Here is a 12,117-nt window from a genome sequence, read left to right as displayed (position 1 = left end):
GGGGCAGGGGGGCCGACCGGCCGGCGCGGGCGGGCGCCGGACGGGAGACGGGGCGGGGTGCTCAGTCCTTGACGGCGCCGGTGGTGACACCGGCCGCCACATAGCGCTGGGCGAGGACGAGGATGACCGTGGCCGGCAGTGAGGCCACGACGGCGGTGGCCATGATGGCGTTCCACTCCTGGTTGTTGTTGCCGATGTAGTGGTAGATGCCGAGGGTGATCGGTTCGTGGGCGCCGCCGTTGACCAGGGTGTTGGCGAAGACGAAGTCGGACCAGGACCACAGGAAGGCGAACAGGGAGACCGTGACGACGGCGTTGCGGCTCATCGGCAGGACGATGGACATGAAGGTGCGCAGGGCACTCGCGCCGTCCATCTGAGCGGCTTGGAGGAGTTCGCCCGGGATGCCGGACATGAACGCGGTGAAGATGAGCACGGCGAAGGGGACGGCCAGGGTGGAGTCGGCGACGATCAGGCCGGGGACGGACTGGAGCAGGCCGAGCTGGAGGTAGATGGCGTAGAAGCCCATCGCCATGATGATGCCGGGGATCATCTGCGCGGCCAGCAGGACGAAGCTCAGCAGGCCGCCGCCGCGCGGGCGCAGCTTGGCCAGGGCGTAGCCGGCGGGCGCGGCGAGGGCGACGGTGAGCAGGACGGTGCCGAGCGCCACGACAAGGCTGGTGGCGAGGTAGGGCAGTTGCTCGGCGAGGACGGTGCGGTAGCCGGCCAGGGTGCCGTCGGCCGGGAAGAGGTCCGGTGGGCTCTTGCGCATGTCCTGGTCACGGGTGAGGGAGACGTTGACCATCCAGTAGACCGGGAACAGCATGATTCCGGTGAACAGCAGGCCGAGGGCCGTCTTCCACCACGAGGGTGCGGCACTTCGGTTCATGACAGCGCCTGCTTTCGCTGGACTCGGACGTGGACCAGGCCGAAGACCAGGGCGGCGACCACGAGCAGGTTGCCGACGGCCGCGCCGGGGCCGAAGGCCGGCAGGAGGTTGCCGAAGCCGAGCTGGTAGGACCAGGTGGCGAAGGTGGTGGACGAGTCCGCCGGGCCGCCCTTGGTCATGATCCAGATGATGTCGAAGACCTTGAGGGTGTAGACGAGGCCCAGCAGCAGGGTGATGGCGGAGACCGGGCGCAGCAGCGGGAAGGTGATGTGCCAGAAGCGCTGCCAGGCGTTCGCCCCGTCGAGCGCCGCGGCCTCGTACAGCGAGCCGGGGACGGACTGCAGACCGCTGTGGAGCACCACCAGGTTGAAGGGGACGCCGATCCAGATGTTCGCGATGATCACCGAGGTCAGCGACCAGTCCGGGGAGGTCAGCCAGTTCACCGGACCGACTCCGACGGCGTGCAGGGCGGCGTTGACGATGCCGGAGTCGCTGTTGAACATCCACGACCAGGTGGAGGCGGACACGATCAGCGGCAGCAGCCACGGCACCAGGAACAGGGCCCGCAGGGTGGCCGACAGCCGGAAGTGCTGGTGGAAGAAGACCGCCAGCGCCAGGCCGATGGCGTACTGGAAGACCAGGCACACGGCGGTGAAGACGACGGTGTGCAGCAGGGCGGGGGCGAACGTCGGGTCGTCGAAGACCTTCTGGTAGTTCGCCAGGCCCGTGAAGGGCGCGTCGCCCTGGACGAAGGAGCGGACGGTGTAGTCGCGCAGGCTCAGGTCGAGGTTGCGGTAGAGCGGGTAGGCGTAGAAGAGGACGAGGTAGCAGGTCACCGGGGCGAGGAAGGCCCAGGCGGTCCACTGCGGGTGGATCTTGCGGTGCCGTTCTCGCGCGGGGGCCCGGGGCGGGGCGGTGGTGGCCGCCCCGCCGGGGTCGCGCGCGGACCGGCGGTCCGGGACTTGTCTCGTGTCGTTCATCGACGGACCGCGCCCCCCTGCTACTTGACCGCCGACTGCGCCTTGGTCAGCGCGTCCTTCGGCGACTCGGCGCCGCTGAGCGCGGACTGGACGGCCTTCCACAACTGCTCGGAGATCTTGGGGTACTTGGTGCCCAGGTCGTCACTGGTACGGCCCTTGGCCGCCTTGACCGCCTCGACCCACGGCTTCAGCTCCGGGTCGGCCGCAACCTGCTTGTCCTGGATCTCGGCGGTGGGGGCCACGTAGGACAGGGTGGTGTCGGTGTCGTAGAGGTTTTCGGTGCTGGTCAGGCAGGTGACCAGTTTGCGCGAGGTGGCGTAGCGGCCGGTGTCCTCCTGGACCGGGACGGTCACGAACTCGCCGCCGGTCGGGGCGGCGGCGTTGCCTCCGTCCGCGCCCGGTATCGGCAGGACGCCGTAGTCGAAGCCCGCCTTCTCCGCGCCTGCGAGCTGCCAGGTGCCGTTCTCGCTGAACGCGTAGTCGCCGGTGGCGAACTCCTGCCAGCTGGTGGTCTGGGTGTTGTTGAGGACGGAGTTGGGGGCGTAGCCCTGGTCGAGCCAGCCCTTCCACAGGGACAGCGCGGAGACGCTCTCGGCGGAGTCGAGTGCGGTGAGCTGCGCGCCCGACCCCCAGAACCAGGGCAGGAACTGGAAGCTGCCCTCCTCCGTGCCGATCGCGGAGAAGGTGATCCCCTTCTTGCCGGCCTTCTTGACCTTCGCCAGGGCCGCCGTGAGCGATGTCCAGTCCTTGACGGAGGCGATGTCCACGCCGGCCTTCTTCAGCACCTCCTTGTTGTAGTAGAGGGCGAGGGTGTTGGCGCCGATCGGGGTGCCGTAGGTCTTGCCGTCGGACTGGCCGGCCGCGAGCAGGTTGGGGTCCACGGCGGAGGTGTCGAGTTGGTTGTCGTCGGTCGTGGTGAGCACGCCCGCCTCGGCGAGGGTCGAGACCACCGGGTTGTCGACGACGAGGACGTCCGGGGAGTTGCCCTGCTGGGCCGCCAACAGCGTCTTGTTGGGCAGGTCGCTGGTGTCGAAGCCGGTCCGCTCGATCTTCACGCCCGCGTCGGTGCCGCACTTGTCCAGCAGCTTCGTCCAGGCCGAGCCCTTGGCGAACTGCGGGTAGGGGTCCCAGAGGGTGTACGTGCCGCTGTCCGCGTCCTTGGCGCCGGTGCTGCCCGAGCCGGAGGAGCACGCGGTGGCGCTGACGGCCACGGCCAGCGCCGTCAGGGCCGCGGCGGTCAGACGGCGCTGTCTGGAGGTGGGGTGCATGGCGGGTCCTTAGTTTCAGGCACGGGGGTGCCGTGAGAGGGAGGGAGACGAGGAGGCCGGGCATGCCGAGCGGAGGCGGTGACGGGACGGGGTGCTCGGTGAAGGAGCAAGAGGTACAGGCGGGTGACGACTGTGAGGAGGAGGAAGAGTGAGAGGGGTGACGGCCGGCAGAAGGAGGACGTGCGGGAGGGGTGGCGGCTAGGAGGCGGTTCCGCCGCCCGCGGGGCCGGTGCTGGCCCGCAGCGAGATCGGCGGTACGAGCAGGTGGTTCCGGGGCGGCGCGTCGAGGTCGTCCAGCCGCTCGACGAGGAGGTCGACCGCGAGGCGGCCCATCTCCGCCGCCGGTACGTCCGCCGCGGTGAGCTGCGGGGTCACCGTCTCCGCCCATCGGGAGGCCACGACCCCGGTGACGGAGAAGTCGCGCGGCACATGGCGGCCGGACCGGGCCAGCCCCCGGTAGAGGCCGCCCAGCGCCGCCTCGTTCAGGGTGACCAGGCCCGTGGTCGCCGGGTCGTCCCGCAGGATCCGCTCCAGGCACGCCTGCCCGGAGGCGGCGTCGTCCCCGCAGGTGTACGTCCGCACGGTCAGCCCGCGCTCGGCGGCGGCCTTGGTGAAGCCGTCCAGCCCCCGTTGCGCGGACTCGTATCCGGCCCGCAGAAGCTGCTCGGGCCGGTTGACGAAGGCGACCCTGCGGTGTCCGAGGTCGGCGAGGTGGTGGACGCACGCCTCCGCCAGCGCGGTGTGGTCGAGCCCCACCCACCAGCCGCCCTCCGGCCGCGCGGTGCGGCCGATGGCGACGGAGGGGAAGCCGAGGGCGGCCAGGTGATCGACCCGGTCGTCCTCCAGTCTGATCTCCATCAGGATCGCGCCGTCGACCCGCCGCTCCCCCAGCAGCCGCTGGAAGGAACGGTCGCTGTCGACGCCGCTGGGTGACAGCAGTACGTCGTAGTCGTGGGCCGCGGCGGCCTCCACCACGCTGCCGATGAAGTCCAGCTGCATGCCCGTGTAGTGGTTGCCGGCCGGCGGGAAGACCAGGCCGATCGTGCTGGTCCGCCCGTTGGCCAGGGCCCTGGCACTGGCGTTGGGCCGGTAGCCCAGCTCGTCGATGACCTGCTGGATCTTCCGGCGGGTGTCGTCGGACACGGGGCGCTTGCCGCTGAGCGCGTAGGACACGGTGCTCCGCGAGACACCGGCCCGCCGGGCGATCTCACCGATGTTCACGGAGAACTCCTTGATCGAACCGGTTCGGCACTCCGCGGAGGCGAAGCTTCCGAGCCGCTGGGACGGTGGACTGTGAAGAGCACGAGGTCCGGTCGTCGAACCGGTTCGCGTGAAGTGAAGGTAGGAACGGGCGGGGCGGCTGTCAACACCTCGATCGAGGACTTCTCGTCGTAGCGCGGCGATCCGGACGATCCTCGATCCCCGCGGCTTCGCTCGTGTCGGGGGTATTGCTGCGCGATTTCTCCGGTGCTAGCTTCCAGCGAACCGGTTCGACGAAGTGATCCTTCCGGCAGCCGGTGCCTCGCCCCGCACAGTCCCTGGTGGGCGGGGCACCGCCACGGCCACCTCGGTCGGTCGGCCCGGCTCCGTGGCGCGGGTGATCGAACCGATTCCGCATCGCCGTCCCAGATTCCGCGTCACCGCCACCAGTCGCACCGCCGCCCCTTCCACGTCGTCGCCCCTTCCGCATCGCCGCCGCCCAGTCCCCACGCCGCCACCTCCGACCCAGCCGCCTCGCCGACCACGGCACCCGGAACGGACAGCCGGGCCGGGGCGACGGGCCGACCGGGACCCGTCACTCACAGGATCGAGGACGCACTCCATGCCATCCGCTGACAGATCGGCCCGGCGCCGGGCCCCGGCCGCCGTGGCTCTGGCCCTCGGCGCGGGCGTGCTGGTCGCGCCGGCCGTCCCCGCCCAGGCCGCCGACGCGCCCGAGCCCACGGCCCGCTACACCTTCGACGAGGACGACCTCACGTCCGGGACGATCACGGACGTCTCCGGCAACGGTCTGACGGCGAACCTCGTCAACGGCTCCACGGCGCGGTCCGTCGAGGGCACGGGCGGCGGCAGGGCGCTCGCCCTGCCCGGCGGAGCACCCACCTCCGACGGCGCCTACGTGCGCCTGCCCCGCGCGGTGGTCGGCGACGCGACCGACCTGACGGTGTCCGCCCGTGTGAAGTGGGGCGACGACAAGTCGGCCTGGCAGCGGATCTTCGACCTGGGCACCGACACCACGAAGTACCTCTTCACCACCCCGTCCCACAACGGCGGGGCGCTGCGCACCGCCGTGACCACCGACGGCGGAGGCGCGGAGGCCCAGCTCTCCGGGTACGCGGCGCTCCCCGCCGGCGCCTGGCGGACGGTCACGGTCACCCTCGACACCGCCGCCCGGCGGGTCACCACCTACCTCGACGGCGTGGCCGTCTCCTCCGCGAAGACCGCCGTCAAGGCCAGGGAGCTGCTGAACAGCTCGGCGACCGCCGCCGGTTACATCGGCAAGTCCTTCTGGCCGGACCCACTGCTCAAGGGCGCGATCGACGACTTCACCGTGTGGCACTCGGCTCTGAGCGCCGAGCAGGTGGCGGCCGTGGTCGGCGACGCCCCCACCCTCCAGTCCTTGTCGCGGACGTCCTTCGACGTGCGCACCGCGACCGGGACCGCTCCGTCCCTGCCCGACTCGGTCCGCTCCTCGTACTCCGACGGCTACGACCGTGACACGCCGATCGTCTGGGACGCCGTGCCCGAGGAGAAGTACGCCCGGCCCGGCACGTTCACGGTGGCCGGGCGCGCGGCCGGACGGAGCGTGCAGGCGACGGTCGCCGTGGTCCGGGAGGGTCAGCTCACCGTCGACCTCGCCTCGGACACCGGCGCGTTCCACGGCGGCGCCTCCGGCACGCTCTACGGCGTGTACGGACCGGACGTGCCGACCAACAACCTCATCGAGGGCATGGGCCTGCGCACGGTCTCCACCAAGGCGCAGGACGGCCCGCAGCACCCGGGCGCCGACGCGCTGGAGGTGGTGAAGCCGCTGGCGGACTCCACCGACGGCGATGTGTACATCTACATGACCGACATCCACCGCGGCTTCCCGTACCAGTGGCCGGGCGGCACCCCGGCCGAGAAGCTCGAACTCTACGAGCAGAAGATCGCCAAGCAGGTCGACCAGGTGCTCCGACTGCCCGAGCAGTACCAGGACAACATCGTCTTCGTGCCGTTCAACGAACCCGAGGGCAACATGTTCGGCACCGGGGAGTGGAGCTACAACCGGGTCAGCTGGCTCGACGACCCCGACGACTTCCTCGCCGCCTGGGACTCCGCGTACAAGCTGATCAAGGAGAGGATGCCGGACGCCCGGATCGCGGGCCCCAACACCAGCATCCTCTACGACCAGGTGAAGGGCTTCATGGCGCACGCCCTGGCCGCCGACACGCTCCCCGATGTCGTCACCTGGCACGAGCTCAGCCACCCGGAGGCTGTGCGCGACAGCGTCGCCACGTACCGGGGCTGGGAGAAGGACCTGTTCCGGGGCACCGCCCGTGAGGGTACCGAACTGCCCATCAACATCAACGAGTACGCGTTCAACTACCACACCTCGGTGCCCGGCCAGATGATCCAGTGGGTCTCCGCGATCGAGGAGTCCAAGGTGGACGCCGACATCGCCTACTGGAACATCGACGGCAACCTCTCCGACTCCGCCGTGCAGTCCAACCGCGGCAACGGCCAGTGGTGGCTGCTCAACGCGTATGCCTCGATGAGCGGGCACACGGTCGAGGTGGACCCGCCGTTCCCCGGCGAGAACTACACCATGCAGGGCGTCGGCACGCTCGACGAGAGGAAGAAGCAGGCCCGGCTGATCTTCGGCGGCTCCACCAGCAAGGGCCACATCACCTTCGCCGGCGTCCCGAAGAAGATCTTCGGCGAGAACGTCCACGCCTGGGTGCGCGAGATCGAGTGGAGCGGGCAGCTCGGCGACAGCCCCGGCCCGAAGCTGCTCACGGAGACGAACCTGAAGGTCTCCGAGGACGGCACGGTCTCCGTCGACTTCGGCGACGGCACCCTGCCGACGCTGAAGGAGTCCTCGGCGTACGAGATCGTCCTCAGCCCCGCCGGGAAGGCGAAGGCCACCCAGGACGCGCCCACGCGCTGGCAGCAGTCGTACGAGGCCGAGGACGCCGCCCACACCGGGTCCGGCTACTCGAAGAACGGCCCCGAGGGCTCACCCCGCGACGTGTCGAAGTTCTACACCTCCGGCGGCTACGACGTCGGCGGCCTGCGCACCGGTTCGGACCTGACGCTCGACTTCACCGTGGACGTGCCCGAGGACGGCACCTACGACCTGAGCGTGTTCGCCAACTCCCTCAACACCTTCGACAAGGTGAAGGAGCAGGGCCCGACCAACGTCTTCCTCCGGGTCGACGGCGAGGCGGACGGAGAGCAGGAGCTGTATCTGCCGCTGGGTTACAAGTGGGTGGTGTGGGACCACACCGACACCACGGTCCACCTGACCAAGGGCAGGCACACGCTGACGCTCGCCGCACGGAGCGCCGACGGCGAACGCGTCACCCGGGGCGACGCCATCGTCGACCGGCTGACCCTCTCCCTGCCGGACGCCTCCGCCCGTACGCGGGTGTACGAGGGCGAACTCGCCTGGCTGGGCGGCGGGGCACGTCCCGTGTACGACCTGCCGAAGCGGGCGGCCACCGGTTCGGGCGCGGCCCGGCTCCCGAAGAAGGGGACCGCCACGTTCTGGGTGTACTCGCCCGCCGATCGTGAGGCCACCCTCAGGATCGACACCCTGAAGGGCTCGGGCGCCCGGCTCTCCGTCAACGGCCAGGACGTCCTGCGGCTGGACCAGGGCCGTAACAGCGTCGCGGTCTCCCTCTCCGGCGGCGTCAACAAGGTCACGGTGACCGGGAGTTCGTCCACCACGCTCGTCGACCGTCTCACGGTCACTCCGACCGAGGGCACGCTCCCGACGCGTACGTACGAGGGGAAGGACGCCGAGCTCCGCGGCTCGGCCGCGCTCGACTCCCTCTCCCTGGCCACGGGCGGCACCGCGATCACCGGGATCGGCGGCGACCCGGGCAACGGCAACACCGCCACGTTCACCGTCACCGCGGACCGGGCGGGCACCCACGCCCTGCGCGTCCGCTACTCCAACCCGGAGCAGTCGCCGGCCACCCACTACAACCCGGATCCGCTCGTCCGCCATGCCGACCTCGCCGTCAACGGCGGCGAGACGCGGCGGGTCACCTTCCCGCACACCTTCCACCAGAACAACTTCTGGGAGCTGACCGTCCCCGTCCACCTGAGGAAGGGGCAGAACACGATCACCTTCCGCTCCGAGGAACTCCCGAACTTCGACGGCGAGACCTACGCCTCGGACACCTTCCCCGGTGTGCTGCTCCGCTCCCGTCTCGCCCCGCTGATCGACCGCATCACGGTCGCGCCGTACGCGCGGGAGGTGCGCTGAGACGAGGGGAGGACCGGGGCGCTTCGCCGTGCGTGGCTCTGCGTCGGGCGGCCGCGAGCGGCACCTGACAGCGCTCCGGTCCGGCGGGGGAGACAGGGACGCGGGCGTGGCCAGGGTGCCGCCTCCGTCGGACTCAGGGGTCTGGTCGGCCGGTCGAGGAGGCGGGCGCCGATGACCGCGGTTCCTCGCATCCTGCGGGCCCGCGGTCCTCCCGGGGCCCACGGTCCTCCCGGTCCGAAAAGGCAGGGGCGCAGCCCGCCTTTTCAGGGGCGCGGGGAACTGCGCGACCAGCCCCACCGAACCCGCACACACTCTCAGGCGTTCGCGTGCACGGCGGCCTCACTGGCGGCATCCGCGCCCGACTCGGGCTGGGCCGCCGGTGTTTCCCGGCGCCCGGCAGCGGCACCGGCACCCGCACGGCGGCGGGTGAGCCGGACGGCGACTGGTTCGGTCCAGCGCGCGGTGAGCGGCCCGACGACGACCAGGAGGAGCACGTACGCCGTCGCGAGGGGCCCCACGCGGGGCTCGACCCCGACGGCGAGTCCGGCGATGACGATGGAGAACTCGCCCCGGGCGACCAGGGTTCCGCCCGCGCGCCACCGCCCCTTGGCGGAGATCCCGGCCCGGCGCGCGGCCCAGTACCCGGTGGCGATCTTCGTCAGGGTGGTGACGGCGGCCAGCGCGAGGGCCGGGAGGAGGACGGGCGGGATGTCGGCGGGGTCGGTGTGCAGGCCGAAGAAGACGAAGAAGACGGCGGCGAAGAGGTCCCGCAGCGGGGTCAGGATGCTGCTGGCCCCCTCGGCGACCTCGCCGGACAGCGCGATGCCGACCAGGAACGCGCCCACGGCGGCCGAGACCTGGAGGTGCTGGGCGATCCCGGCGACGACGAGGGTGAGACCGAGGACGACCAGGAGGAGCATCTCGGCGTTGTCCGAGGAGACCGCCCGGCTGATCAACCGGCCGTGGCGCAGGGCGACATAGAGGACCGCGCCCACCGTGCCCAGGGCGATCAGCAGGGTCAGGGTGCCGCCCGCCAGGCTCACCCCGGCGAGCAGGGCGGTGAGGATCGGCAGGTACACGGCCATCGAGAGGTCTTCGAGGACGAGGATGCTCAGCACGACCGGGGTCTCGCGGTTGCCGAGTCGTCGCAGATCGCCGAGGACCTTGGCGATGACGCCGGAGGAGGAGATCCAGGTGACGCCGGCCAGGGCGACGGCGGCGACCGGGCCCCAGCCGAGCAGCAGCGCCATCGCGGCGCCGGGGGCGGCGTTGAGAACGAAGTCGACCGCGCCGGAGGGGTATTGGGACTTGAGGTTGGTGACGAGTTCGGAGGCGCTGTACTCGAGGCCGAGCAGGAGCAGCAGCAGGATGACGCCTATCTCGGCGCCGGTGGCGACGAACTCCTCGCTGGCCTGCAGCGGGAGGAGTCCGCCGTGCCCGAAGGCGAGTCCGGCGAGCAGGTAGAGGGGAATGGGCGAGAAGCCCACCCGTCCGGCGAGGCGGCCCAGCATGCCCAGGGCGAGGATGATCGCCCCGAGTTCGATGAGCATGGCTGTGGTGTGATGCACGGGCGTCTGTCCTCCGGTGACGAGTGCGGTGACGGCGTCTGTGCCTGGGGGGAGAGAGTTCGGGTGCGGGCGGGGATGCGCGGGCGCGCGAGGCAGGCCGGGAGCCCCCTCCGCCGCGGCGGAGGGGGCGTCGGTACGCGGGGTGTCAGCTCAGGCCCGCGGCGTGGCCGGTATCGGGAACGGCGTCACGAGCGGCGTTGAGGACGCGCACGCGGATGAATCGACCCATGTCACGCCCCCCTTGCACGCCGTCGGCGCACCACCGACATCACCGGCACCACTCGAACGAATGAGCAAATCGGCGCTCAACAGAGCGCAGGCGCCAGGTAAGGGAGTCTAGCGCAATCCGAAATGGTGAAATCACACAATCAGTAAAGCGCCGCCCATTTCCCTTCACGACGGACTCGTTCCGTCACTCGCCGATCTCGACCTTGCCGTTCTCACCGGCCCGCGCCGCCGCCTTCTCCCGGGTCACACCCTTCAGGAGTTCCGCGAGGTCGACTCCCGTGGTCGAGCCGAGAAGTTCGAGCCCCTGGGCGACGTTGTCGGCGACCGCGCGCGGGATGCGGGCGGCGCCGTCGGTGGAGATGACCGTCATCTTGTCCACCGCCGCGAGCGGTTCGGACGCCTTGGCGACCACCTGGGGCAGCACCTCGACCAGCATCTGCAGGACCGCCGCGTCGCCGTACCGCCCGAACGCGTCGGCCTTCTGCCGCATCGCCTCCGCCTCGGCCGCGCCCTTGGCGTGGATCGCCGCCGCCTCCGCCTCGCCCTCCAGCCGGACCGCCTCCGCGATCGCCGCCCGCCGCGCCCGCTCCGACTCGCCCTGCCTGAGGCCCTCGACGGCCTCGGCCTCGGCCAGCGCGGTACGCCGCTGCTTCTCGCCCTCACCGGTCAGCCGGGCCCGCTCGGCCTCCGCCTGCGCACCCGCGATCTCCGCCAGCCGCTCGGCCTCGGCCTGCTTGACCCGGGCCACCCGCCGGGCCTCGGCCTCCTGTTCGGCCGCGTAGCGCTGCGCGTCGGCGGGCTTGCGGACCTCCGTGTCGAGCTGACGGTCCTTCAAAGCGGCCTGCCGTTCGGCCACCTTCTCCTGCTGGGTGAGAATGTCCTGCTGTCGCGCGGCCTCGGCGAGGGGCCCGGCCGCGTTGGCCTGGGCGGCGGCGGAGTCCGTCTCGGCCTTGATCTCGGCCTGCTTCAGGTAGAAGGTCCGCTGGGCGACCGCGATCTCTTCCTCGGCCTTCAGCCGGGCCTGCTCGGCGGCACGCCGGGCCACCGCCTCGGCGATGTCCGCCTCCTGCTTGGCGCGCGCGGCCTCCGGACGGCCGAGGTCCTCCAGATAGGAGCCCTCGGTGGTGATGTCCTGGATCTGGAAGGCGTCCAGCACCAGGCCCTGCCCCGACAGACTGGCCTCCGCCTCCTCGGCGACCTGACCGGCGAACGCCGCCCGGTCACGGATGACGTCCTCCACCGACATCCGGCCGACGATGGCCCGCAGCGCGCCCGAGAGCACCTCCTGGGTGAAGCCGACGATGCCGTCCTGCTGCATCAGGAACCGCTGGGCGGCGGCCCGGATGGAGTCCTCGGTGCCGCCGACCTTGACGATGGCGACCCCTTCGAGGTGCGCCTTGATCCCGCGCAGCGTGACCGCGCCGCGCACCGCCACCGGGATGTGCCGCGAGGACAGGTCCAGGGTGAACCGCTGCTGCACGAACGGCACGACGAACACCCCGCCGCCGACCACGACCTTCTGCCCGCTGTTGTCGGTGAACACCCGCCCGGTCTCCGGATCGGTGGCCTGCTTGCCGCGCCGGCCGGTGACGATGAACGCCTCGCTGGGACCCGCCACCTTGTAGCGGGAGACCAGGACGAGCCCCAGCAGCACCACCAGCACGACGATTCCCGACACCGCGAAGAGAACAGGACTCATGACGAACTCCCC

7 protein-coding genes are annotated in these 12,117 nt (G+C 71.0%); 1 reads left to right on the top strand and 6 read right to left on the bottom strand.

The window, feature by feature from the left end:
• Positions 1-61 precede the first annotated feature (61 nt).
• The 4 genes from GWK25_RS11110 to GWK25_RS11095 all read right to left on the bottom strand — a co-directional run bounded on the left by GWK25_RS11110 (position 62) and on the right by GWK25_RS11095 (position 4,355).
• Positions 62-886 (bottom strand): carbohydrate ABC transporter permease, encoded by an 825-nt coding sequence (locus tag GWK25_RS11110; protein WP_215449642.1) that lies wholly within the window; start codon positions 884-886, stop codon positions 62-64.
• Positions 883-1,866, bottom strand: a complete 984-nt coding sequence (locus tag GWK25_RS11105; RefSeq protein WP_215449641.1) for a carbohydrate ABC transporter permease — start codon at positions 1,864-1,866, stop codon at positions 883-885. Before GWK25_RS11105 ends, GWK25_RS11110 begins: the two co-directional genes overlap by 4 nt.
• A 20-nt stretch (positions 1,867-1,886) precedes the next feature.
• Complete coding sequence (locus GWK25_RS11100) at positions 1,887-3,134, bottom strand: extracellular solute-binding protein (protein ID WP_215449640.1); 1,248 nt, start codon at positions 3,132-3,134, stop codon at positions 1,887-1,889.
• 198 nt (positions 3,135-3,332) lie between these two features.
• On the bottom strand, positions 3,333-4,355 hold the full coding sequence (locus GWK25_RS11095; protein WP_215449639.1) for a LacI family DNA-binding transcriptional regulator: 1,023 nt from the start codon (positions 4,353-4,355) through the stop codon (positions 3,333-3,335).
• A 601-nt stretch (positions 4,356-4,956) separates the two neighbouring features.
• Between GWK25_RS11095 and GWK25_RS11090 the strand changes: the two genes are divergently transcribed.
• A complete protein-coding gene (locus GWK25_RS11090; protein WP_215449638.1) occupies positions 4,957-8,610 on the top strand; it encodes a LamG-like jellyroll fold domain-containing protein in 3,654 nt (1,217 codons plus the stop codon).
• A gap of 314 nt (positions 8,611-8,924) precedes the next feature.
• On the opposite strand, the gene GWK25_RS11085 is transcribed toward GWK25_RS11090, so the two are convergent.
• A complete protein-coding gene (locus GWK25_RS11085; RefSeq protein WP_215449637.1) occupies positions 8,925-10,178 on the bottom strand; it encodes a cation:proton antiporter in 1,254 nt (417 codons plus the stop codon).
• A gap of 412 nt (positions 10,179-10,590) precedes the next feature.
• Positions 10,591-12,105, bottom strand: a complete 1,515-nt coding sequence (locus GWK25_RS11080) for a flotillin family protein (RefSeq protein ID WP_215449636.1) — start codon at positions 12,103-12,105, stop codon at positions 10,591-10,593.
• Positions 12,106-12,117: the final 12 nt, after the last annotated feature.

Source organism: Streptomyces sp. ATCC 21386 (assembly GCF_018728545.1).
Taxonomy (GTDB): Bacteria; Actinomycetota; Actinomycetes; order Streptomycetales; family Streptomycetaceae; genus Streptomyces.
The sequence above is the reverse complement of the archived record's forward strand: the minus strand, read 5'-3'. Positions and strand labels throughout refer to the sequence as shown.

What these genes read in the sequence shown, in the direction of transcription:
- GWK25_RS11110 (WP_215449642.1), bottom strand. Translation starts at nt 886, where the DNA reads ATGAACCGAAGTGCCGCACCCTCGTGGTGGAAGACGGCCCTCGGCCTG.
- GWK25_RS11105 (WP_215449641.1), bottom strand. Translation starts at nt 1,866, where the DNA reads ATGAACGACACGAGACAAGTCCCGGACCGCCGGTCCGCGCGCGACCCC.
- GWK25_RS11100 (WP_215449640.1), bottom strand. Translation starts at nt 3,134, where the DNA reads ATGCACCCCACCTCCAGACAGCGCCGTCTGACCGCCGCGGCCCTGACG.
- GWK25_RS11090 (WP_215449638.1), top strand. Translation starts at nt 4,957, where the DNA reads ATGCCATCCGCTGACAGATCGGCCCGGCGCCGGGCCCCGGCCGCCGTG.
- GWK25_RS11080 (WP_215449636.1), bottom strand. Translation starts at nt 12,105, where the DNA reads ATGAGTCCTGTTCTCTTCGCGGTGTCGGGAATCGTCGTGCTGGTGGTG.